Genomic DNA, 25,067 nt, shown 5'->3' with positions numbered 1-25,067 from the left:
TTGATCTCCTCGAATCTAATTTTCATTATACTTATTGAATTTACTTCAATGCATCAGCTCTCGCCACGTGACTCTGCCACGTAGTCCGGCAGCACCTTTCGCTGTTGTCGTCAGCGCGAGCGTACCATCTGCTGTAGAGAAAACAAGGTCATCACTATCTGTATGACCTCTGATACGTGTAACTCCACCCACAGAAAATCCAATTTCTATTCCCGCTGACAAACCGTCGTCAAGCCCGAGCACTCTATTTCTATTGATGTCAAATGCTGGAGAAGAGAGCATGCCTCCTGTCAAAAAATCGACTGCATTTACGAATCCTCTACCTCCAAAATCGCAAGGCGATGCAGAAGGCACAATACTATTGAAAACAAAAATTCCATCTTCGAGGCTAGGTACGCCGGTCAACCTCTCCCCACTAACAGGTAGATTTGCGTACCAACCCTTAATCGTCGTTGAATACGACACCGAATTTTGCGTTGCTGTTCTAACAGTTCCATCCGTTATCACCTGTTGAACAAGCATTCCTGCCGTTACTGTAGCTACGGTATTATTATCCCATATCCCGTAGATTGTCTGAGTATTGGTACTGGTGGTATCTGCAGTTTCCAAGTATTTTCCTGTACCGAATAAAACCAATTGCCCGCCTTTGGGATGAAAGCTTACAGAAGGTGGAGCAATAATCGGTTTCGATGTACCGGATACAAATAAAGGTGTTCCGCCAATCGCCACATTCCAACTTGAGGATGTAGCCGAGCTTACGTCAAATTTCCACAAATTCCCCTTGATATCACCAGCATAAATCACATCGGCCTTACCATTGCCATTAGTATCAAACGGTATCGGTGTCGAAAGACCATTTCCAGTACCGGAACCGGCAATCAACTTGATGTAATCAGTTCCGATCGTCCAGCTGCCATCCTCGCCTCCTGTAATAAACAGGATATAAAGAACTGCCTTACCGCCTGTGCTGTTATAACCATTTCCAACTATCACGGCCCATTGATTGTTCTCCATTTTGACGATCTGCATTGCTTGACCGGTAAACGAATTAATTTGCGGCAAGTTGTGACTATAACCCATGTCGCTATCATCGGCGCTGGTAAACTCCCACAGCAATATATTTGCAGCATTCGCTCCAGTAAAAGTCGGCGCTGATTTTGATGTATCGGTTGGATTTGTAACATCCAGTGCATAGTACCCTTGACCACCGCCATTCATGCCACCAACAAGAATACTTTTCCAGTTCGAAGTTAATGTCGAGTAAACATCCCCCATCATGGGCGATCCATCGACAAAATAGCGATGATTGGAGGTATAGTTCTTGTCCGTTAACCAGCTTAGATTTCCATAAGCTGTACTCGGGACATAAACCAACTGTTCTTTACCGGCATTTGCAGTTGTACATCCTGCCGTCACCCCGGCAATGCAAGCATTAAATCCATGTAGCATCCCATCGTTGGCACCAACGTATAGCATTGGAGTTCGGTCCTTGTAGCTATTCTTGAATGATGCGTAACCAGGATGATCCACATCCGAATAACCCGCCGTAGGCTTTCCAACATAGAGTGGACCTGAGTTGACGATATCACCCAATTTACTGTTTGGACGAGTACGGAAATTATTAATGGATGTAGAGCTGGCACAAGTGAACGTTCCAGTCGCACCCTCATGCGCTGAATCTCCCCGTAAAAATGCCACCCTCTCCGGGCCGCAATTATCGGTAGTACCTGCAGAATTTTTGTTGAGAAAAGCTTTTTGTGCAGTGGTTAAATTAGCGTATTCAAAAGAAACCCCATCACTAGTACCTTTCGTGATAATGACGCGAGAAGCTGGCGCAATTGTTCCCGGCGCAAGTGAAACCTGCCCGGCATCCCATTCAGTGGTGCCCAGTACTCCGGCAGAGCTAATTGGAATCGACAACAATTGGCCACTCCAATCACCACTATTAAACTTTGCTTGATAAACGCGGCCGTTTGTCATTAACGAATTTGAATTGGCCGCTACAGCAGAAGCTGAGCCTGTCCGCGCCACGATATGCGATAGTGTGTTGGATAAAGCATTCGCAAAACTGGTTGGATCGGCAGCACTAAAAAAAGCGCCTCGGCCGTTTACAGCAGCATGCCAGAGATCATCTACTTTTGCGGGATCACTTGCGGTTGGATCAGGCCACGACTCCGATCCGGATGGCAATGTAGTACGTGTTCCGTTAACTCCTAAACCCACTGTAAAAGTAACCATATGCTGCCAAAAGGCAGGATCAGCAGGATTAGTGGGAACATTATTTGATAAATCACTACGCAAATCATTCTTCCAATAATTTATTGCCACATCGGCTAGCGTATTACTGTAACTATCAGAATAAGGGAGCGCAGGTGCATAGGTATAAGTTGCAGGTACCGCTGGCGAAGAATTATTAGTAATAGAAGAACCTGCCAGATTGTCGGAATTGCCTACACTTGGCGCGGTACTATCATTCCAGTAACCATCCGTCATTAAGATATTGTAATTTTGACGACAAGAGTGTTGCGTACCTCCTGTGGATCCTGGGTTTTCACCCCAAGGACCTTTGTCATCCGTTCGTTGAAAGTATTTCCCTACTTTGTCAACAGCGGTCCTGAGTGGTGTCCCCAGTGCAGGAATATCTTGGGTATAAAGATTATTAAAGAAACTTGTTCTATCGGTACCGGTAAATTGTCTGACACCACTAACCACAACACTCGTTGACACACCATCTATAGTCGAGGTAGCCTGATTAATCGTAGCGAACCCAACGCGCATGGTATTCCCCTGCGCGACAAAAGCTTTACCTACACCAGCGCGCGCCAACAATACACGAGAACGATAATAGGTATACCAATTGGCAAAGTTTTGAATTTCTTCACTGTAAGTACAGTTAGGTGCAGCAGCACAATCGGAGCGATTTGCTCCACCAACATAAGTCGAAGTAGAAGATTTTATTTCAACCTGCGTATAACTACTGGCTGAATTGGTAGGGCCACTGTTATATTTGAAATAGACAGCAGGATAAAAAGTTTTTGATGAGCTGGATGAAAGAGTTCCATCACTTTTGAGCCAGCGCGAAGTTTGTGTATTGTTAACCGTAAGATTGCGACATCCTGCCGCAGTATTCAATGGATTATGGTAAGCACACGTAGAACTGGCGTTACTCATCAATGATCCATCCGAGTTACTCCAAGGTTGATATCTTATTGTAGGATCGTAATAAATCCGGTTGACATAACTGGAACGTAACGAAGCAGAGTATTTATTAGCAGAATCAAAATCGATGGAATAGTTGCTGTAATCTGCCGCACCATAAACCCCTGATGCGCGAGGAAACATGAAATACACATCTTGAACAATCAAATCTTCCGGTAAAATCTCAAACTGCATTGATCCAGAATCATCCAGTGTAAACATGATATTGGGAGAAATATTGCCTCCCAGAAAGAGGGGAGTATTCGAGAGCGGCGATAGCGCTTGAACGCTGCTTGCTAAAAAAACCAGAGAAAAGCTAACCGCATTTCCTATCGTTAAAAATTTTCTCTTCATGATCTTTGCATCCTTATAGTCTTTTATATTCCTACGGCCTAAAAACTTCTTGCAACCAAACGACGGTACCCTGTTTGGCTCCTTGCGCCCGAACCGTAATACGGTAGTAATATCTTAAAAAATTACCGGGTGGCGTTTTTTGAATCCCTTCGATCAAATAAGTCGGTGCTGGTACGCCAGCCGGCAAAATAGGTGCGGTGTATGCAACACCGTCAACTCTAAAAGTATTGCCTGCAACATAACCGATAGGGCAAGTCGGAGTGCAGTATGTCGTCCATGAAGGCGTACTTGGAGCATCGACGCCGGAGCCGTAATAACAAAATCCGTCCGTGCAGTTTGTATCGAATTCACTCATCCCTTCAATCGATCTGGGGGAATTCGTGGAAGGGTCATTATCGCGAATATGATGCTCGGCATACCGCAAAGCCATTTCAGCCGCTTGGGTTGCAATCATACGATCCCGTATATTGGCGGACATCCGTTCTTCTACCGTCGCCATTTTTGCAGCTGTTATCCCAAGAAGTGACAAAACCAGCAAGAAAATCAGACCTGTTACGAATACTGCTCCACTTTGCCGCTGCCGAAGAGAAAATTCTATATTCATGGCGTACCATTGATGCGATTACGTAAATTAAATGTCGCCGTAAAGGCCCTTCTTAATCGTCTATCGGATGGAATTGCGATTGATGTTCCACTGCAATCAAGGTAATTACCTGCAGAAACAACATTGGTCTTTTCCGAGCGAACCAAAACGCAAACACGTGCGGTAACAACATCATTCCAATCCGCAGGTAACTCGATATACTGATCGACGGATTGATCACCGTCGTTATCTATTCCATAAAGAATTTGTAAATCTTCTACGTTGCTTAATAAAACTTGACCTGATGGCGGCGCTCCTGGCACGGTTGGTGTAGCGGAAATTTGACCCGCGCACTGCAATTCCGCGTTAGCAGCATCAATATTGAAATAATTTTGAATGATCGTACCTGCAACAGCTACCCCAGTACCTCCGCAATCGCTATCCCCAATTGCGCCCTCATATTGCAAAGTCAATGTATCCGCTATGCCGGTACCACCATTAGTGCCGCTAATTGCAGTTCCGGCGAAAGCTACTTTAAAGCCCGTGAAAGGCATTTCCACATGTCCGGCTTGCTTGATGCTGCGTCCAATAATCTCCAGCGCGAAACGTCCGCCTTCTTGTACGCGCGCATTATCTTCTTGTTCGCGGAAAACTTGCCGGCTGCTGACAAATACGCTGCCGATAACAAGCAGCAATACCAAACCTATTGTCATGCCAACCATCAACTCGACCAGAGTAAATCCACGCTGAATCCCCGGAACACCATCTCTCCGATAGTCCGTGAATCTATTTTGGTTGGCTGATGAAGCCATCATGGCGCAAACCTTGTGACAAAACACCGTGTATTTACACCTACAGGGCAGTTTGGATCAGCGTTAGGATCAACATCGACATTCATTTCTTTCTCTGTCCACATCAGTATAATTAAATACCCCGCTGCTAAGCTTCCATTCACCGTTCCAACTCCACCAGGAAGTAATCTTGCGTTTGCTGTGTTCCATTGCGCATGATCATAAGCAGCCATTTGTGTCGGATTGCATGCGCTGGCTACACAATCCGAGCTACTGGGGATACTTGCCGAAAGTGCATCGTATGCACCGGCAGTTACACCAGCAATATTGGCACGCATACGATCGGCAATATCCTCTGTTTGTTTACTGGCTATCGAACGATAGTATGCGACATTGTTGCCACGTGCACCTGACACAACCAGCGCTGCCATACTCAGCAAACCAAAAGACACAATCAGAATCGTAATGAGCACTTCTATCAAACTAAAACCGCTAGCTTGAATTTGTCGTTGTACTAAGGATTTTCTGTTTATCCGCATGCTCTGCCCGTCTCAGTACGAAAACGTCCCTGCATATTCAAGATAATGGCTTTGGAATACGATGCTCCCCGGCTGTCACATAATGTAAAAGTATCGTTGGATCCCATCGAAAAACCATTAGCCGTGAATATCACTCTTGGCTTAGTTCCGGCAAATGTATTGCCACCGGTGAAAGCAGTGCCAACTTGCAGAATTTCCTCACCAGCCTCAACCACACCATTGTTATTGATATCCGAAAAGACCAGCCAGCCATTCGACCAGATAACCCCACCAGTGCAACCGGTACCGTTTGTACTTGGGCAAAGGGTAATGGAACTGCTACGGCGAATGGCTTCACTTTTCGCTAAAGCCAGCGCGGAATAAAAGTTATTGCTTTGCATCATCAGCAAATTGTCTTGTACAAATGTGCGATAACTTGGCACAGCAAGCGATAGCAAAATGCTAGCAATGCTCATTGTGACGAGCAACTCGATCAAAGTTAAACCATTCTGGTATAGCTGATCAGCCAGCGATCTTTCTTTCATTTGAATATTTCCATACCATCTTTTAAGTTGATTTGCGGCTAGCTACCGGCTAGATTTTAGCGGCCACAATTTAGACAAACTTTAGCTTTTCAAGCACAATCTTACGTTTCAAACAATTTATCAATTCAGCACAAAACGTTATTACACGATCCGTATGGAACAGCATTTTCCTTACCAAGACTTTTTCCCTCAGCGCAAACACAAGTAATTCGTTCGTTATGAAACAAGATGTCGTTATCATTGGCGCTGGGATCATAGGGCTCGCAACTGCAGAACGTCTTTTAGCTCAGAACGCTAAAGTTACGATTCTGGAGCGCAATAGAACCGGAGAAGAGGCATCTTGGGCGGGTGGCGGCATCTTGTCTCCGCTTTGCCCGTGGGATTATGCGGATGAGGTTACTCGTCTCACCCGCTACAGCGCGCAGCTATTCCCAGCTTGGATTTCCGTTTTACACAACACAACCGGAATCGATTCCGAGTATGCAATATCCGGCATGCTGATATTACCGCCGTTTGATGCAGAAACCGCGCAGCAATGGTGTTTCAGACGAGAAATTAGAATTGAGCAGCATACAGCTGATGACATTTATGCAATGAATCAAAATGCCGAAGCTGATGCACTAAAGCCGCAAGATCACGCCTTATTTTTGCCGGATGTTGCGCAGATCCGCAATCCAAGACTCTTACGTGCGTTGCGAAGCCGTGTTGAACTATTGGGAGGGAAGATTGTTGAAAACTGCACGGTTAATCACCTTAAAACCGCACACCAACAAATACAAGCCATTGATTCATCGTGCGGCGAATTTGCCGCGGACTGCTGTATCGTTTGCGCAGGCGCATGGAGTAAAGAAATACTGGGAATTCACGCGCCCGAACTGTATATCAAACCGATTAAAGGGCAAATGCTGTTATTTAAATTCGATGCGCCGCCAATTCAATCCATCATCGTGCAAAATAACGTTTATCTCATCCCGCGCCGCGACGGTCATTTACTCATTGGCAGTACTTTGGAAGATACCGGATTCGATAAGCAAACAACGGTAGCCGCTCGCGATTATTTGTTGCAGCACGCCCAAGCCATTTTACCTGAGCTTCATGGAATGCCGATCAAGCAGCAGTGGTCAGGATTACGTCCGGCCTCGCCGGAAAACATCCCGACGATTGGCCGTCATCCAGTGATTCGTAATCTGCTGATTAACAGCGGCCACTTTCGCTACGGCGTCACGATGGCTCCCGCCAGCGCTGAAATCATCGTCAATGAACTGACAGGAATATCGCAACCGTTTGACATTACCCCTTACCAAGCGGGATGGGGAGCAGTTAGATAGCTATCAACTAAGCTTTAGGTAATGGAAATACAACCGATTCCACTACACCGCTCAACTCTTCTATCGTCACATCTTCACCGATTTGTTCGGCACCGATTTGTTTAAGCCGGGAAATCACTTGCTGTACCAGTATTTCCGGAGCAGAAGCACCGGCTGTAATACCGATATTTTTCTTCCCGACAAACCACGCTTCCTGTAATTGCTCAGCGCGGTCCACCATATATGCTTCCACATCGGCGTTTCTCGCCACTTCACAGAGCCGATTGGAATTCGAACTATTGGGAGAGCCAACCACGATGACCAAATCGCATTGATTAACCATTTTTTTAACGGCATCCTGACGGTTTTGCGTGGCGTAGCAAATATCGTCTTTCTTGGGTCCGATAATCATCGGAAATCTTCTCTTCAAAGCATCGACAATGCGGGCAGCATCGTCGACCGACAACGTCGTCTGCGTCACATACGCCAAATTGCTTTCATCCTTAACCTTCAAGGTTTCAACATCCATCTCGGTTTCAACCAGATACATACCTTTGTCGTCACCTTCAATTTGCCCCATCGTGCCCTCGACTTCCGGATGCCCCTGATGGCCGATCATGATGATCTCTTTTCCTTCCTTGCGCATCTTGGCTACTTCGACATGCACTTTGGTAACCAGCGGGCAAGTGGCGTCAAATACTTTTAATTTACGCTCAGCCGCCTCCCGCCGTACCGCGTGCGACACGCCATGCGCACTGAAAATCAGAATGCTGTCCTTCGGCACCTCATCGAGATTCTCAACAAATACAGCGCCCTTCTTTTCGAGATTCTCGACCACAAAACGGTTATGCACGACTTCATGGCGCACATAAATGGGCGCGCCATGCATGGTTAGTGCACGCTCGACGATTTCAATCGCACGGTCCACGCCGGCACAGAACCCTCTAGGATTCGAAAGTAGTACTTTGATCATTTATTTATCCTCCGACAATGGATAGGCAACCTGAACTCATTCACCAATACAAATACAGGCAGTGAAATTTTGGCACAATTATTTATACCTCTTGATAACGCCGGGCCAATGCGATACGTTTTTCGTAAGCTTCCCGGGCAATTTGAATGTCTTCCAGAAATAGCGGTAATTCTTTCAGCAACAAAGCTTGCGGACCGTCAACCAGCGCCTTGCTCGGTACCGGATGAAAATCGACCAGCACCATATTCGCTCCCGCCACGATACCTTGCGCCGTGACATGCATAATATCCAGAATGCCATCGGGCGAGCCGGCACGAGTACCCACGGAATGGGATGGATCAATACAAACCGACATGCGCGTCAGCCGTTTGACCACAGGAACATGGGAAAAATCAACAAAATTGCGATGCGGATCTCCCATGTTCGTTTTCATGCCGCGCAAGCCGAACACCACTTTGCGATTGCCTTCCGAAGCCAAATATTCAGCGGCGTTTAATGATTCGTCCAAAGTGATGCCAAAACCGCGTTTAATCAAAACCGGGAAATTTTGTTGCCGGCCGACAATTTTCAACAACTCAAAATTCTGCGTGTTCCTTGTTCCAATTTGCAACATGACACCGGTCGCATTCCCCGTTTGATACAGCGCATTGCGTATCTCTTCCAAATGCGATTCGTGGGTAATCTCCATCGCGATCACTTTTATCCCGTATTTTCCCGCCAGATCGAAAACATAGGGCAGACAGGTTTTTCCGTGCCCCTGGAACGAATAGGGACTGGTGCGCGGTTTGTACGCTCCCATGCGCGTACAAACCTGCCCATGATCGCGCAGTGCTTTCATCATGATTTCGACATGTTCGATGGTATCCACCGCGCACAGTCCGGCAAATACATTCAGTGAATCCTGTCCAAAACGGACACCGTTATAATCAAAATGGGTTGGCCGATCATCATTTTCGTGCCGCCCCAAAACCCGATACTCTTCGGAAACTCTGACGACACGATCAACACACGGAAGACAGCTGACATCCTCAATTGACAGCACTTTGGTATTACCGATCAGGTAGATTTCTGTGAGTGTTTGTTCACTGCCCGCCTCGGTATGAATGCGCGCCGATATCCCTGAAAAATTGGCAAGATGCGCCATCAACTGTTTATATTCCGGGCTATCGTGCCGGGTATTGGGAGTAAGGACTAGAATCATAAAATAATTTCAATAAGATGATGCCAACTTCCGGTCTACCGTAAAACCGGCTCACGATTTTAACCGAAAACACCGCCACTTACCATGACTACGACGCCTGCGGTAAAACTCAACTGCCACAGTTTTTTTCCTGCTTAACCCCGGCAGGCTCTACCTGAGACAATTTGTCGCATCGCCATGTTGTACAATTTAAGCTAATGTTATCAACTTCGCAGGTAATCAAAGCGACACCATCTCAAATGTTCAGTGATCTCAGCCAATCCCCTCTCAGTAAAAACTTGCAACGTTTGTTTCTCCTGCGGAACATTGCCATTGCCGCCCAGTGCCTAACCTTTGCATTAGTGCACTGGACCATCGATATCGTCATTCCCTGGGTGCAAATGATCACTGTTGTCGCAGTGCTCGCTTTGTTGAATCTGTTGACGTGGATCCGGTTGCATCGGAATTGGCCGGTATCGCATTTGGAATTTTTTTTACAACTGCAGATCGATGTTCTGGCGCTCAGCGCGTTACTGTATTTTAGCGGCGGCTCAACCAATCCGTTTATCTCATTCTTTTTGTTACCCATGACGATAGCGGCTGCCACGCTGCCGTGGCGCTATACCTGGATCATGGCTGTCATCACCATCGCCTGCTATACCTTGTTACTGTTCAATTACGTGCCGTTACCGCACGACCACAACAAGCATCTGGTTGAATTTGCATTGCATGTGTCAGGCATGTGGCTGGCATTTGTATTAAGCACCGTCATCATTGCATGGTTCGTTGTAAAAATGAGTTCATCGATCCGGGAACGCGATCAGGATCTGGCGAAAGCACGGGAACATGCCTTACGCAACGAACAAATCATTGCACTCGGCACATTGGCAGCGGGTGCCGCACACGAACTCGGCACACCGCTGTCAACCATGGCGGTTGTCGCTGGAGAACTCCAGCAAGAATATACGCAGGATCAGGAATTCCAAAATAATATCCACATCCTCCGGGATCAAATCGCACACTGCAAGCAAACCTTGACGCAACTATTGGCAAAGGCGGGGCAGGCAAGAGCCGAGCATGGCAATGAATTACCCGTGGATGCATTCCTATCGCAAGTTCTTGATAAATGGAAACTGATACGCCCATCAGTCAAATTCACTTATCAAAGCACTGGAGAGCAACCCGCACCCAAGATTATGGATAATCAATTACTGAGCCAATCCCTGCTAAATTTGCTGAACAACGCCGCAGACGCATCCTCGAAGTGCATCGAGATCAAAAGCCATTGGGACAAAAATCTGGAGCTTAAACTTGAAATCATTGACGATGGCAAAGGCTTGTCCGCGGAAGTCATGCAGCGTGCGGGAGAAGCTTTTTTTTCCACTAAAGCACCGGGGCAGGGCTTCGGCATTGGCTTGTTTCTGGCTAATGCCAATATTGAACGATTCGGCGGCAGCGTCCGCTTGTTTAATCTTGAAAATGGCGGCGCTTGCACCCAAGTGATCTTACCGCTGATAGGATCGAAAAATGATTGAACCCTTATTAAGTGACGATAGCGAACAACCTAGCTTACTCATTGTTGACGATGATCTAGTCTTTTGTGATGTATTGTCAAAAGCGCTAACAAAACGGGGCTTCAGCATCACATGCGCGCATACGATCGAGGATGCGCTGAATCTGGCTGAAGCGTCAACGCCTGAGTATGCCATTGTCGATCTTAAGTTATCCAGTGAATCCGGTTTGGTTTTGGTTGAGAAATTAAGAAACCTGGATCCGGGAACCCGCATTGTCATGTTGACAGGTTATGCCAGCATCGCCACCGCGGTGGAAGCGATCAAACTGGGTGCCACGCACTATCTCGCGAAACCCGTCGATGCCGATGAAATCATGGCGGCCTTTGAACGCACGGTAGGAGAAGCGAATATCCCGATCAGCTCGCACCCCTTATCGGTGGGCCGGCTGGAATGGGAATACATCCAGCGCATCCTCACCGAAAATGACAACAACATTTCGGTTACCGCCCGGATATTGAACATGCATCGCCGCACGTTGCAGCGCAAACTTGCCAAGCGGCCGCTACGCGAATAAAAAAAGCGCTTTAAAGCAACCTTGCGATTATCCGCATATCTTGACCGAGCATGCGCAAATCCTGAATTGCGAGTCTCTTCTTTTGCTCCAGACTCGTTAACTCCGGCAATTTGATCATGCCTTGCGCATCATCACCGATCAGGTGCGGAGCAAGATAAATAATTAATTCATCGACCAATCCCTCATCGACCAAAGCGCCGCTGAGCGTGCGACCGGCTTCCACTAGCACTTCATTGATTTCCAAATCAGCTAGCATTGTCATCATTTTTTGCAAATCAACCGTACCGTCGGCATCGGGAGAAACCATAACCCGGGCATTCGTCCGGCTGAGTGCAGCTTCTTTTTCCGGATTAGCATCCTGAGCGGTGAAAATGAACGTTTCCTCTCCACCTTGTAATAATCGGGCATGCAGCGGAATTGCCAAATGGCTATCCACGACGATTTTCTTCGGCTGACGGCCTGTTTCGACATGGCGGATGGTCAGTTGCGGATTATCGGACTGTACCGTGCCGATCCCGGTCATGATGGCGCATGACCGGGCGCGCCAGCGGTGCCCATCCTGCCGCGCAGCCTCACCGGTAATCCACTGACTGGCACCATTATTCAGCGCAGTCTTACCATCCAGGCTCGCAGCAATCTTCAAACGGATCCATGGTTTTTTTTTCGTCATGCGGGAAACAAAACCGGCATTCAACGCGTGCGCCTCGGCTTGCAGCAACCCGGTCTGTACGTCGATACCCGCCTGTTGTAACAAGGTGCACCCGCGCCCGGACACCAGCGGATTGGGATCTTCCAGCGCCATAACAACCCGCGCAACTCCAGCCGCAATCAATGCATCAGCACAAGGCGGCGTGCGTCCGTGATGACTGCAGGGTTCCAATGTGACATATGCTGTCGCACCGCGCGCTGCCGCTCCTGCATCAAGCAAAGCATTAATTTCCGCATGCGGCTGCCCGGCTTTTTCATGCCAGCCGCAACCAACAATCTGTTCATCACGAACGATCACGCAACCGACACGCGGATTGGGCATCGTGCTATAGAGCCCTTTCTCGGCCAAGCGCAAGGCGTGCGACATGAAAGCATAATCAGCGGCGGAAAACATTTTAGGCAGATATTTCCAGGCGATCCGGTTGATCGCATCGACAGCAAGTCGCTTCCATCGCTATTCTATTGATTCAGGATTTTTTCTTTGACGGTAATGACTGGTGCGGCTTTTGCACTTCCTTGATGGCATCACGAAAGTCATCCACATCCTGGAAGCTTTTATAAACCGATGCGAAGCGGATATAGGCAACCTTATCGAGTTTATACAATTCTTCCATCACACTCTCGCCGATACTGCGCGATGAAACTTCGCGTTCACCCATCGCTAAAAACTTTTGTACGATGCGATCGATGGCAGCATCGACATAACTGGTGGGAACAGGACGCTTGTGCAGCGCCCGTTTAAAACCGGTCAACAATTTGTTCCGGTCAAATTCCGTCCGGCTGCCGTCGTGCTTCACTACTTGCGGCAAACGCAATTCGACCGTCTCGTATGTCGTGAAACGCTTGTCACAAGCAGGACAACGGCGGCGGCGGCGGATCTTGTGGCCATCTTCGCTGACGCGTGAATCGATGACATTGGTATCATCGGCATTGCAAAAAGGACATTTCATACACAGCTAGGCCAGCAGCTGCTCGAACGAATGATTTTCACATCGGTTCAAGCTGGCAGAGGCCTATCCATAAACCGGAAATTTCGTGCACAATTTTTTCGCTTCAGCAGCCACACGCGATAAAACCGCCGCATCTTCCGGCGCTGCCAGCACATCAGCGATCAGATTGGCTAAGTGTTCCGCTTCCAGCTCTTTAAATCCTCTCGTCGTTATCGCCGGCGAACCGATACGAATGCCGCTAGTGACAAACGGTTTCTGCGGATCGTTAGGAATCGCATTTTTATTGACCGTGATATGAGCATGCTCCAGTGATGCTTCCGCCTGTTTGCCGGTCAGATTCATCGCTCGCAAATCCACCAGAAACATATGACAATCCGTCTGCCCCGAAACAATGCGCAAACCACGATTAGTCAGCACTTTCGCCATGACACGCGCATTCTCAATCACCTGTTCTTGATAATCCTTGAACTCCTTACTGGCCGCTTCTTTAAATGCCACCGCCTTGGCGGCAATGACATGCATCAATGGCCCGCCCTGGGTTTGCGGGAAGATGGCGGAGTTCAATGCCTTCTCGTGTTCCGGTTTGGCCATGATGATACCGCCGCGCGGACCGCGCAGGGTTTTATGCGTGGTACTCGTGACAAAATCCGCAATACCTACCGGATTTGGATAAAAACCGGCAGCAACCAATCCCGCATAATGCGCCATATCGACGAACAGATAGGCACCTACGGCATCGGCGATCTTGCGGAAACGTTTCCAATCGATGACGCGCGCATAAGACGAAGCGCCTGCAACGATCATTTTCGGTTTGTGCTCATGCGCCAACCGCTCCACTTCGTCGTAATCCAAAATCTCAGTTTCCGGGTGCAAACCATACGAAATTGAATTAAAAATCTTTCCGCTCATGCTCACGCTCGAGCCGTGCGTTAGGTGGCCGCCGTGCGCTAACGACATGCCGAGCAGGGTATCGCCAGGCTTTAACACGGATAGATAGACGGCTGCATTGGCTTGCGAACCGGAATGCGGCTGCACATTGACATACTCAGCACCAAAGAGTGCTTTTAACCGGTCAATCGCCAGCTGCTCAACCTGATCCGCGAACATACAGCCGCCGTAATAGCGCTTGAACGGATAGCCTTCGGCATATTTATTGGTTAGAACCGAGCCCTGAGCCTGCATCACCGCAGGACTTGCATAATTTTCCGATGCAATTAATTCGATATATTCTTCTTGGCGTTGTATCTCGCCTTTAATCGCCCGCCATAATTCTGGGTCGACATTTTCTATCGTGTGTTTCTGCGAAAACATGGTAATACCAATCCTTTGAAATTTTTGGGAACCGAGAAAATAAGTATATTACCACTACCGGAAGAGAAACGCTGATAGGTGATCTCAAGTTAATGGAGTAAAAAATAAGGGAAGCTCTATTTTTATGGAACTTCCCTTATTTTACTTGCAGCAAATCTGCACTGGATATTTTAGCGACTCTTCACTCTATGGCAGAATGAGATCCTATTAATCAAATGATTGCAGCTTCTTCTTCGAACGATAGGATAATTTTATCATTATCACCAATATCAACGGTTACCTTACCACCGTTGATCAATCGCCCAAACAATAATTCGTCGGCCAGTGCGCTGCGAATGGTATCCTGGATAAGTCGCTCCATTGGACGCGCGCCCATAAGAGGGTCGAAACCGTGTTTCGCAAGATATTGACGCAGCTTTTCCGTAAAGCTTGCTTCCACTTTTTTCTCATGCAACTGAGTTTCCAGTTGGATCAAGAACTTGTCGGTTATCTGCAAAATAATCTCTTGATCAAGCGGAGCAAATGAAATAATTGCATCTAGCCGGTTGCGAAACTCGGGCGTGAAAAGCTTCTTAATATCGGCCAACTCATCACCCGACGATTTAGCTTTAGTAAATCCAATCGATGATTTCGCCAGCGATTCGGCCCCTGCATTTGTCGTCATGATGATGATGACATTACGAAAATCCGCTTTCCGGCCGTTATTATCCGTCAACGTGCCATAATCCATGACTTGCAACAAAATATTGAAAATATCCGTATGTGCTTTCTCAATTTCATCCAATAATAAAACCGAGTAAGGATGCTTGATTATCGCTTCTGTCAACAATCCGCCTTGATCGTATCCCACATACCCTGGCGGTGCGCCAATCAGGCGAGATACAGCGTGACGTTCCATATATTCGGACATATCAAAGCGATGCAAATGAATACCTAGGGCATAAGCCAACTGCCTGGCCACTTCAGTTTTTCCAACGCCTGTTGGACCCGAGAACAAGAAAGAACCCACTGGCTTCTGTGGATTACCTAAGCCGCTTCTTGCCATTTTGATGGCAGCCGTCAATGCATTGATTGCATTATCCTGACCAAAAACAACAGCTTTCATATCACGACCCAATGTTTTCAACTTATTGCGATCGTTCGTTGAGATATTTTGCGGCGGAATTCGCGCAATCTTCGCTACCACAGTTTCTATCTCGCTTTTGCCGATAACTTTGCGCTTCTTCGATTTCGGCAGCAAACGCTGCGCAGCTCCCGCTTCATCAAGCACGTCAATGGCTTTGTCCGGCAAATGCCTATCGTTTATATAACGTGCCGATAATTCTGCAGCAGAAACCAATGCGCCAGCTGTATATTTAACCTTGTGGTGCTGTTCGTAGCGTGATTTCAGTCCGCGCAATATGGCCACGGTTTCATCGACACTGGGCTCATTAACTTCTATTTGCTGAAAACGTCTTGATAATGCATGATCTTTCTCGAAAATTCCACGATACTCATTAAAGGTTGTAGCACCAATACATCGCAATTGCCCCGAACTTAAAACCGGTTTCAATAAATTCGATGCATCCAGAACTCCGCCAGAAGCAGCACCCGCGCCAATGAGCGTATGAATTTCATCAATGAACAAAATAGCATTGGGATTATCAGTCAGTTGCTTCAGCAATGTTTTAAGGCGTTGCTCGAAATCTCCGCGGTATTTGGTACCTGCCAGCAAGGCTCCCATATCAAGCGAATAAATCTGATGCTTTAAAAGAAGATCGGGCACATCTTCTTCAACGATACGTTTTGCCAAACCTTCCGCAATTGCCGTTTTTCCGACACCTGCTTCACCTACCAATAAAGGATTATTTTTACGACGCCTGCACAATGTTTGAATGACACGCTCGATTTCCTTATCGCGTCCGACCAATGGATCGATTTTATTAATGAGCGCCAAGTGATTGAGGTTCACCGTGTAACTTTCGAGCAATCCGCCAGAATTCGGCTCATGTTCAGCGTCCCCTTCGTTTCCAGGCTTAGCATCATTTTCCTGCGGTACTTTACGGATATTATGTGAGATGTAATTGACCACATCCAAGCGCGTCACGCCTCTTTGATGCAAGAAATAAACAGCGTGTGAATCCTTTTCACCAAATATAGAAACCAATACATTAGCACCCGTCACCTCTTTCTTTCCCGATGACTGGACGTGCAATATGGCACGCTGAATGACCCGCTGAAAACCCAATGTCGGCTGAGTATCAACATCTTCGTTACCTTTAATCACCGGAGTATGGCGCGCAATATGGTCGAGCAATACTGATCGCAATTCTTCAATATCAACCAAACAAGCATTTAATACTTCAGCAGCGCTGGCGTTATCCAACATCGCCAATAGCAAATGTTCTACTGTAATGAATTCATAGCGTTTCTGTCTGGATTCCACAAACGCCATATGCAAACTGACTTCTAAATCGGGTGCGATCATTTCAGTTTTCCTCCATTACACACCTTAGCGGATGCTCATTCTTCCTGGCAAATTCAACCACTTGTTTAACCTTTGTACTTGCAATATCACTTGGGTAAATACCGCATACCCCTACCCCTTCCGTATGCACCTTTAACATTATTCGCGTCGCCTGCTCCTGATTCATGGAAAAAAACAGCTTCAATACCTCAATCACAAACTCCATCGGCGTAAAATCATCATTCAATAATAATATTTTATACAGTGGAGGCGGCTTTTGTTTTACCTTTTCTTCCGCAAGTATAACGGCCTCCGAGTTACTCTCCGTCATCACTTTCTTCCCTATCGGATTGCCAATTATAAATACAAGAGTACTTCATTGCAGTAATGACATATTTGACGATTACGACAAAATTTTCAAGTCTCTTAAGATAATTACCATATTCTCGAGTATAAATATATCGTAACCTCTTGACTTCAACCCTGGATTTGCGTAAAACAGCAAATGGCGTTTGACTTCAAGTTTTCAGCGGTTCAGGTTTTATCCGTCAATGGTCTTGAAATTCAAATAGTATTAGGGTTTCCGGCCCAGTTTTTATATAGGAAGTAGAAATGGCAACAGGTACAGTAAAATGGTTCAATGATTCCAAAGGTTTTGGTTTTATTACTCCTGACGATGGCAGTGAAGATTTATTCGCACACTTCTCAGCAATCAATATGTCTGGATTTAAAACCCTAAAAGAAGGTCAAAAAGTGAGTTTTGATGTCACCCAAGGACCGAAAGGAAAACAAGCCTCGAATATCCAATCCACTTAACTCTTATAAATACTGGCTTAAGACTTATTGACAAAGAATAAAGTTTTAATCTGATGACAAAATGCCTCTTCCGATAATAGGAAGGGGCATTTTTTTACCTTCTTTTTTCTAATCTTATCTTCAACCTAGATATTTAATCATCGCATCTCCAAAAGCGGAGCACGTAACCTGCTGGGCGCCCGGCATCAGCCGTGCAAAGTCATAAGTGACTGTCTTATTTTGAATAGTGGTTTCCATCGCTTTGATAATCATATCGGATGCTTCCACCCAACCCAAATGCCGCAACATCATCTCTGCAGACAATATAATCGAACCGGGATTAACTTGATCTTTTCCGGCGTATTTGGGAGCTGTACCATGTGTCGCTTCAAAGATGGCAACAGAATCACTCAGATTAGCGCCGGGCGCGATACCAATTCCACCGACCTGCGCAGCCAATGCATCGGAAATATAATCGCCATTTAAGTTCAAAGTAGCCACCACATCATACTCTTCCGGACGCAATAAAATCTGCTGCAAAAAAGCATCCGCGATCACATCTTTGATGACAATTCCGCCATTCTCCGGCGGCAATTTCATCCAGGGGCCGCCATCCAGCAACTCAGCTCCAAATTCCTTGGCGGCCACTGCATAACCCCATTTCTTAAATGCACCTTCAGTAAACTTCATGATATTGCCTTTGTGCACGAGCGTCACTGATTTGCGCTTGTTATCTATTGCATACTGAATAGCTCTTCGTACAAAACGTTCCGTACCTTCTCTTGAAACAGGCTTGATACCGATGCCCGAAGTCTGGGGAAAACGTATACTGGTTACCCCCATATCGTTAACCAGAAAATCAATCACTTTTTTTGCAGACGCTGACTCCGCTTCCCACTCGATGCCGGCATAGATATCCTCGGAATTCTCCCGGAAAATAACCATATCCGTTTTCTCCGGATTCTTTACCGGACTGGGTACACCACTAAAATAGCGCACAGGCCGCAAACAGATATATAGATCCAGCTGCTGGCGCAACGCTACGTTAATCGAACGAATACCGCCCCCCACCGGAGTGGTTAACGGTCCCTTTATAGAAACAACAAATTCTTCGGCTGCCCGCAAAGTCTCTTCCGGTAGCCAGACATCCGATCCATAAATTTGCGTCGCTTTCTCACCCGCATAGATCTCCATCCACGAAATCCTACGTTTCCCCCCGTATGCTTTCTCAACCGCGGAATCAACAACTTTGCGCATTACCGGAGTGATATCGATACCGATACCGTCTCCTTCGATAAATGGAAGGATCGGATTATTAGGCACTTGCAACAAATTATCATGACCAACCTGAATTTTTTCACCGTCACTGGGTATCTTTATATGCTGATACATGGCATCTCCAAGTATTCAAATACAATTTATAATGAGTCCGACTAGCAAAGAATTTTTGCAAAACTATTCAACCGCTTCATTTCAACCGCAGTGCAGGAGAAAATCTTCCGTTCTTGAATGGACTTAGACTTGTTGCGCATTATACGTACAAATAGGATGCCTTTCCACGATCGGCACAATAGCGATCGCATCTTTCATCACTGCTAATTGTTCCAACCGGAAAATTAAGAAATCACCGTAAGCGATTATTCGATAATGAATTTACATATCCTCATACCACATCTCTTCTGGCCTGATGCATCACAGATCAATATTTACAATGCATTACCGGTACATCACTTGGAGGCGCTGTTATCAAAAAGCGCTTCCACGATCAATCCGCCACAAGAAATGGAAACTTGGCTGTGCCGGCAATTCAATATAGCGCAGCAGCAAAACAACTGGCCCATTGCACCGATTATGTTACACCTGGATGCTCCGGACTTAGCAAAAGCAAGTAAAGATTTCTGGATGCGTGCCGATCCAGTCCATCTCCGGATTGAACAAAATCACATCATGCTCGCTGATAGTCAAGCTTTCCAAATAACTGAGAATGAAGCCAAGGAATTGATGCAAGATCTTAATAATAATCTCGCCAACTACGATTGCGCGCTCTTGCCGTTAAGACCGGATCGATGGTATCTGCGGTTAGCAAAAATACCGGATATGCAGACATATACACTGGGGCAAGTCACATGCAAAAACATCAATAATTTTCTGCCATCAGGCAATGACAGCATTATGTGGCATAAAATTTTCAATGAAATTCAGATGCTCTTACATGATCATCCGGTCAATCTGGCGCGTGAATCACGCGGCGAACTAATCATCAATAGCGTTTGGTTATGGGGTGGCGGAAAATTGCCGCAATCGGTTCGATCACCTTATACGCGGATATGGAGCGATGATGATTTTAGCCATGCATTGGCATCGGTTAGCGGCACTACATACTCTCATCTGCCGGCGGATGCCGGCGAATGGCTCATGACTCAGCCGCAAGGCAACCACCTTATGGTATTGAATTCTTTACGAGCAAAAGCTCAATACCGAAATGCTTATGACTGGCGTGAAGCGCTTGCGGAGATGGAAAGGCATTGGTTTTCTCCTGCACACACCGCACTTAAGGAAGGCAAAATTGATCAATTGACCATTACGGCACTTGATGGAACTGCAACGCGGAATTTCACCCTTACTCGTTCCAGCTTATGGAAATTCTGGCGTATGACCAAACCCCTTTCCATTTACACTGAGAAACACCAACCTGACTATGAATGAACATTACTACGGCGATATCTTCACGCGCACTAGAGTAATCGACATCGTGGATGCAGTTCCGCAAGGTAAGGAATAATCATGCAAAAAATTTCTTCATTTGATAATGCCAAACCCTATTTAGCCATTTGTATCGCGCTGATTCTCGCCGCAACCTTGATAGTTGATGCCTATTTCGCCGACGGAACCACACCGCACGTACGCGCGGCATTATGGTCCTCGTTAATTTTCACCATTTTGATCACTATCATCCAGATAGCGCGCACAGAAAAAAACACCCGGAACCTTTCCGATCAACTCACCGTGAGTAAGGAAAGACTCGGCAACGAAATCAAACATCGGTTATGGGCTGAAAAAACCGCCTCCGAGAATAAAATAAAATCACAGTTTATCGATGAAAATATTCCCGTGATGCTGGCTTATTTCAATACCGATCTGCGTTGCCGCTACCATAACCGGATATTCCGCCGCTGGTTTGGATTGAAGGCGGATCAGATTGATGGCCGGTTTCTAAAAGAGTTTTCAAATGAAGAATTTTCCTCGGATATTCAGCAGCGTATTGAAGAAATCTTAGCTGGGAAAACCATCCATAACGAGCGTATTCTTAAATCGACCAAAGGCTTTCCTTATATTTTCACGGAACAGTATCTTCCGCACCTTGACAATAAAGGAAAGGCCATTGGCTTCTACACGCTACACACGCCTCGAGCACAAGAAAAAAGCCGCATTACTGCAAAAAGCGCTAAAGCGGAAAATACACTCAAACCGGAATCAAAAAAAACCAGTGACATACAGAATAAAAACGATGAGAACCTTCACTCCGTTCACTCCGGCACGCCAGCATCTAAACAGGGAGTAACAGCAGCTCGTATTGCTCAAGCAATAGAAGGCGGAGAATTTAACTTATACTGCCAGAAAATCATTCCTATCAAACCTACCGCCGCTTCTTCCTCGCACTACGAGATTTTGATTCGCATGCACGAAGAAGAAAATAATTTGATGCCGCCAGGATCGTTCTTACCCTTGGTCGATCAATTCAAGATGATGCCGAAACTGGATCGCTGGATAATTAATCACATCGTTCATTGGCTATCAGCTCACCCGAAAGCCAATTCGGTATTCTATTTGAATGTCGCACGAGATACTTTGAGCGATCAGGCTTTTCCCGGCTTTATTCAAGATTTATTAAAAAGAACCGGAGCCACTGCTTCCAATCTCTGCTTTGAGATCGAGATTTCCGATGCGGAAGCCAATACAACCGACACAAGCGCGTTCACGAACAAAATTCGTCAACTAGGATGCCTGATATCGCTATGCAGCTTCAATGAAAGCCCCGAATCATTCAGTCTGCTCGATAAAATAAAAGTCGATTACGTGAAAATCGATGGCAGTATCGTTTGCAACATTCTTCGAGACGAGGACGAGCTGATTAAAATAAAAAACATCAATCAATTCGCTCATAAGGCTAATACAAGAACTATCGCGGAGCTGGTCGAAACCGATGATATCACCGGGAAATTACGGGAAATCGGTGTAGATTACGCACAGGGATTTGGCATCGCCAAACCTCATCCGTTCAATGATCTTGAATCGGATATTTAGAGGGTCACCTTCATAAATAAAAAGACGCAATCAATTAAAAAATTGATTGCGTCTTTGTTGGATTCAGAACCTGCTCAATACATTACAGCGCTTTGACCATATTCTCCACGACTTTCTTGGCGTCGCCAAATATCATCATGGTTTTATCCATATAGAACAGGTCATTATCAAGTCCGGCATAGCCCACCGCCATACTACGCTTGACCACCATCACAGTGCGCGCTTTATGCGCATCTAATATCGGCATACCATAAATCGGGCTGCCGGAAACATAGGCTGCAGGATTCACCACATCATTCGCGCCCAATACCAAAACTACATCGGTATTCGAGAAATCACTGTTGATTTCCTCCATTTCCTGCACTTGTTCGTAAGGAATCTCAGCTTCAGCTAACAACACGTTCATGTGACCCGGCATACGTCCGGCGACAGGATGGATGGCAAAGCGCACGTTGACTCCTTTCTCATGCAATTTCTCGGCCAACTCCTTCACTGCATGTTGCGCCCTGGCAACCGCCAACCCATAACCCGGCACGATAATCACGCTGTCGGCATTTCCCATCAGGAACGCCGCATCATCAGCACTACCGCTACGGTAGGTTTTTTGCTCACCGCTATCTGCTACCGCCGCAGCCCCGCCATCGCTGCCGAACCCACCCAAGATCACGGACAAGAACGGACGATTCATCGCCTTACACATGATGTACGAGAGAATCGCACCGGAACTGCCGACTAACGATCCGGCGATGATCAGCATCGGATTGCCTAACGAAAAACCGATACCGGCAGCCGCCCATCCGGAATAAGAATTCAACATGGAAATCACCACCGGCATATCCGCACCGCCGATTGGAATGATGATCAGGAATCCCAATACAAAGGCAATCGCCGTCATAGCGATAAACGCATTCCAGTTGGTGGTTTCACTGAAGAAAAACCATAAACCGAAACCAACCATCGCCAGCGCCAGAATCAAATTCAGTGCATGCTGACCACTGAATACAATCGGTGTGCCGCTCATACGACCAGACAGCTTCAAGAACGCAATGACGGAACCCGACCATGTCATGGCACCGATGAACGTACCCAGGAACAGTTCCAATTTACTGCCCGCAGGCAATACTTCGGGCAATCCGAACGAAACTGGATTATTGACCGCAGCAATCGCGATAAAAACCGCCGCCAACCCCACCAACGAGTGCATGAACGCAACCAGCTCCGGCATCGCGGTCATTTGCACGCGTTGCGCAACAATGGCACCGATCACGCCACCGACGGCGATACAACTTAAAATCAAAATCCAGTTCTGGGTCAGCGTCAGTGTTGTGGCAACCGCGATTGCCATGCCGATCATTCCGAACAGGTTGCCGCGGCGTGCAGATTCGGGTGAGCTGAGGCCCTTTAACGCCAGTATGAAAAATACCGAAGCGACTAAATATGCAAGTGCGACCATATTTGCTGACATTTAGGCATTTCCTTTTTTATCTTTTTTCTTGAACATTTCCAGCATGCGTTGACTCACCAGAAATCCACCGAATACATTAATTGCAGCCAAGGTAACCGCTGCGGCGCCGAGCCATACACCCCAGTCGGTTTCCGCAGGGCCCGCTGCCAGCATGGCACCAACCAGGATAATGCCGGAAATGGCATTGGTTACCGACATGAGCGGGGTATGCAATGCCGGTGTGACGTTCCACACCACATGGTAGCCAACAAAAATGGCCAGCACAAAAACCGTTAAATTGACAATCACTGGATCGACTTCACCAATCATGATTACTCCTCTAATTTATGACTTAACGGCGATCTCTCCGCCGCCGCACAGTAATGTTCCCGCAATGATCTCATCCGCGCGGTCTATTTTTAGTTCACCGCTTGCCGGATCAAGCATCAGATTCAGAAAATTCATCAGGTTGCGGGCATACAAGGTGCTGGCATCCGCTGCCACCAAACCAGGCAGATTTGCAATGCCGATCAGATGCACGCCATGTTTGACAACCGTTTTATTCAATTCCGACAACGGGCAATTACCGCCCGCTTCAACCGCCATATCGACAATAACCGAACCGGGTTTCATCGTCTGCACGGTTTCTTCCTTGATCAGAACAGGCGCCGGACGACCCGGAATTAACGCTGTAGTAATGATGATATCCGCCGCCTTGGCACGCTCGTGAACCAATTCACCTTGGCGGCGCTTATAGTCATCCGACATCTCGGTCGCATAACCGCCCGCTGTTTCCGCTTTGGCTTTTTCTTCGTCGCTCAGCGGCACTTCCACAAACTTGGCACCCAAGCTTTCCACTTGCTCTTTCACTGCCGGACGCACATCGAATGCCTCCACCACGGCCCCCAGCCTTTTTGCCGTTGCAATTGCTTGCAAACCGGCAACCCCCGCACCGAGAATCAGAACCCGCGCGGCCTTGACAGTACCCGCCGCGGTCATCAGCATGGGAAAGAATTTTTGATAAACATTGGCTGCCATGATGACCGCTTTATAACCTGCAATATTGGCCTGAGATGACAAAACGTCCATATTCTGCGCCCGCGAAATACGCGGCAGTTTTTCCATCGCAAAAGCAGTCAATCCGTGCTGTGCCAGCGCATCGATGCTTTCTTTCTGGTGCGGTGACAACAAGCCCAGCAATACCGCATCCTTACGCATCATGGCCAGTTCGCCCGGCTCCGGGCCGCGCACTTTAAGTACAATTTGTGACTGCGCATACAATTCAGCCGCATCCGTGACTATGGTCGCACCTGCTTCTTGATAGGCCGAATCCGGTATACTGGCACCCGCGCCAGCGCCTGATTGCACTGAAACTTTATGAACACCCTTGGCAGTATATTTTTTCACGGTCTCCGGTGTAGCCGCTACACGCGTTTCACCACCGCGAATCTCTGCCGGTATGCCTATATGCATTGATAATCTCCCTTTGTTGCTAACCTGCTGGCAAATAAAAACTAGAATTGTGCTTAATTTTTTAATGAATTGCGGATTATAAATCAATTTGTCTGCAA

22 protein-coding genes are annotated in these 25,067 nt (G+C 46.9%); 6 read left to right on the top strand and 16 right to left on the bottom strand.

The window, feature by feature from the left end:
* Positions 1-45: 45 nt before the first annotated feature.
* From HRU78_00745 to HRU78_00725, 5 genes are read right to left on the bottom strand one after another with little or no spacing between them, the layout of a single operon-like run.
* Complete coding sequence (locus HRU78_00745) at positions 46-3,552, bottom strand: pilus assembly protein PilC (GenBank protein QOJ22351.1); 3,507 nt, start codon at positions 3,550-3,552, stop codon at positions 46-48.
* Between the two features lie 31 nt (positions 3,553-3,583).
* Entirely contained in the window at positions 3,584-4,156 is a 573-nt protein-coding gene (locus HRU78_00740) for a hypothetical protein (GenBank protein QOJ22350.1), read from the bottom strand.
* Complete coding sequence (locus HRU78_00735) at positions 4,153-4,950, bottom strand: PilW family protein (protein ID QOJ22349.1); 798 nt, start codon at positions 4,948-4,950, stop codon at positions 4,153-4,155. Before HRU78_00735 ends, HRU78_00740 begins: the two co-directional genes overlap by 4 nt.
* Complete coding sequence (gene pilV / locus HRU78_00730; protein QOJ22348.1) at positions 4,947-5,465, bottom strand: type IV pilus modification protein PilV; 519 nt, start codon at positions 5,463-5,465, stop codon at positions 4,947-4,949. The genes HRU78_00735 and pilV overlap by 4 nt, the downstream gene beginning before the upstream one ends.
* On the bottom strand, positions 5,456-5,989 hold the full coding sequence (locus HRU78_00725; protein QOJ22347.1) for a type II transport protein GspH: 534 nt from the start codon (positions 5,987-5,989) through the stop codon (positions 5,456-5,458). The genes pilV and HRU78_00725 overlap by 10 nt, the downstream gene beginning before the upstream one ends.
* Before the next feature lie 218 nt (positions 5,990-6,207).
* Here HRU78_00725 and thiO point away from each other — a divergent pair, with 218 nt between their 5' ends.
* Positions 6,208-7,317: a glycine oxidase ThiO gene (gene thiO / locus HRU78_00720; protein ID QOJ22346.1), complete on the top strand. Its 1,110-nt coding sequence runs from the start codon at positions 6,208-6,210 to the stop codon at positions 7,315-7,317.
* A 7-nt stretch (positions 7,318-7,324) separates the two neighbouring features.
* Here the strand turns inward: thiO and ispH are convergent, their stop codons facing one another.
* Positions 7,325-8,269, bottom strand: a complete 945-nt coding sequence (ispH, locus tag HRU78_00715; GenBank protein QOJ22345.1) for a 4-hydroxy-3-methylbut-2-enyl diphosphate reductase — start codon at positions 8,267-8,269, stop codon at positions 7,325-7,327.
* Positions 8,270-8,351: 82 nt separating this feature from the next.
* Entirely contained in the window at positions 8,352-9,470 is a 1,119-nt protein-coding gene (locus HRU78_00710; protein ID QOJ22344.1) for a 3-deoxy-7-phosphoheptulonate synthase, read from the bottom strand.
* A 239-nt stretch (positions 9,471-9,709) separates the two neighbouring features.
* Between HRU78_00710 and HRU78_00705 the strand changes: the two genes are divergently transcribed.
* Both HRU78_00705 and HRU78_00700 read left to right on the top strand, forming a co-directional pair.
* Positions 9,710-10,984, top strand: a complete 1,275-nt coding sequence (locus HRU78_00705) for a HAMP domain-containing histidine kinase (protein ID QOJ22343.1) — start codon at positions 9,710-9,712, stop codon at positions 10,982-10,984.
* A complete protein-coding gene (locus HRU78_00700) occupies positions 10,977-11,537 on the top strand; it encodes a response regulator transcription factor (GenBank protein QOJ22342.1) in 561 nt (186 codons plus the stop codon). Before HRU78_00705 ends, HRU78_00700 begins: the two co-directional genes overlap by 8 nt.
* Positions 11,538-11,547: 10 nt before the next feature.
* Here the strand turns inward: HRU78_00700 and ribD are convergent, their stop codons facing one another.
* The 5 genes from ribD to clpS form a co-directional block, all read right to left on the bottom strand.
* Positions 11,548-12,639 carry a bifunctional diaminohydroxyphosphoribosylaminopyrimidine deaminase/5-amino-6-(5-phosphoribosylamino)uracil reductase RibD gene (gene ribD / locus HRU78_00695; GenBank protein QOJ22341.1) on the bottom strand — a complete coding sequence of 364 codons (1,092 nt, stop codon included), beginning with the start codon at positions 12,637-12,639 and terminating at the stop codon, positions 11,548-11,550.
* 73 nt (positions 12,640-12,712) lie between these two features.
* Complete coding sequence (nrdR, locus tag HRU78_00690; protein ID QOJ22340.1) at positions 12,713-13,195, bottom strand: transcriptional repressor NrdR; 483 nt, start codon at positions 13,193-13,195, stop codon at positions 12,713-12,715.
* Positions 13,196-13,258: 63 nt separating this feature from the next.
* Entirely contained in the window at positions 13,259-14,506 is a 1,248-nt protein-coding gene (locus tag HRU78_00685) for a serine hydroxymethyltransferase (protein ID QOJ22339.1), read from the bottom strand.
* Between the two features lie 211 nt (positions 14,507-14,717).
* Entirely contained in the window at positions 14,718-16,973 is a 2,256-nt protein-coding gene (clpA, locus tag HRU78_00680; protein QOJ22338.1) for an ATP-dependent Clp protease ATP-binding subunit ClpA, read from the bottom strand.
* Between the two features lies 1 nt (position 16,974).
* On the bottom strand, positions 16,975-17,283 hold the full coding sequence (clpS, locus tag HRU78_00675; protein ID QOJ22337.1) for an ATP-dependent Clp protease adapter ClpS: 309 nt from the start codon (positions 17,281-17,283) through the stop codon (positions 16,975-16,977).
* Positions 17,284-17,564: 281 nt separating this feature from the next.
* Here clpS and HRU78_00670 point away from each other — a divergent pair, with 281 nt between their 5' ends.
* Positions 17,565-17,768 (top strand): cold-shock protein, encoded by a 204-nt coding sequence (locus HRU78_00670; protein ID QOJ22336.1) that lies wholly within the window; start codon positions 17,565-17,567, stop codon positions 17,766-17,768.
* A 120-nt stretch (positions 17,769-17,888) separates the two neighbouring features.
* On the opposite strand, the gene icd is transcribed toward HRU78_00670, so the two are convergent.
* Positions 17,889-19,139, bottom strand: a complete 1,251-nt coding sequence (gene icd / locus HRU78_00665) for an NADP-dependent isocitrate dehydrogenase (GenBank protein QOJ22335.1) — start codon at positions 19,137-19,139, stop codon at positions 17,889-17,891.
* Positions 19,140-19,394: 255 nt separating this feature from the next.
* On the opposite strand from icd, the gene HRU78_00660 reads away from it, so the two are divergent.
* Together HRU78_00660 and HRU78_00655 are read left to right on the top strand one after the other, a co-directional pair.
* Positions 19,395-20,453: a phosphoglycerate mutase gene (locus HRU78_00660; GenBank protein ID QOJ22334.1), complete on the top strand. Its 1,059-nt coding sequence runs from the start codon at positions 19,395-19,397 to the stop codon at positions 20,451-20,453.
* A 78-nt stretch (positions 20,454-20,531) separates the two neighbouring features.
* A complete protein-coding gene (locus HRU78_00655) occupies positions 20,532-22,052 on the top strand; it encodes an EAL domain-containing protein (GenBank protein ID QOJ22333.1) in 1,521 nt (506 codons plus the stop codon).
* Positions 22,053-22,134: 82 nt separating this feature from the next.
* On the opposite strand, the gene HRU78_00650 is transcribed toward HRU78_00655, so the two are convergent.
* Genes HRU78_00650 through HRU78_00640 form a run of 3 tightly spaced genes read right to left on the bottom strand, consistent with a single transcriptional unit; the run spans position 22,135 to position 24,969 of the window.
* Positions 22,135-23,517: an NAD(P)(+) transhydrogenase (Re/Si-specific) subunit beta gene (locus HRU78_00650; GenBank protein ID QOJ22332.1), complete on the bottom strand. Its 1,383-nt coding sequence runs from the start codon at positions 23,515-23,517 to the stop codon at positions 22,135-22,137.
* Positions 23,518-23,826 (bottom strand): NAD(P) transhydrogenase subunit alpha, encoded by a 309-nt coding sequence (locus tag HRU78_00645; GenBank protein QOJ22331.1) that lies wholly within the window; start codon positions 23,824-23,826, stop codon positions 23,518-23,520. It lies immediately after the preceding gene.
* Between the two features lie 15 nt (positions 23,827-23,841).
* Entirely contained in the window at positions 23,842-24,969 is a 1,128-nt protein-coding gene (locus tag HRU78_00640; protein ID QOJ22330.1) for a Re/Si-specific NAD(P)(+) transhydrogenase subunit alpha, read from the bottom strand.
* Positions 24,970-25,067: the final 98 nt, after the last annotated feature.

The sequence above is a fragment of the Gammaproteobacteria bacterium genome (assembly GCA_015709635.1).
Classification (GTDB): domain Bacteria; phylum Pseudomonadota; class Gammaproteobacteria; order Burkholderiales; family Nitrosomonadaceae; genus Nitrosomonas.
Note: the sequence above shows the minus strand (reverse complement) of the source record. Positions and strands in the feature narration are given on the sequence as shown.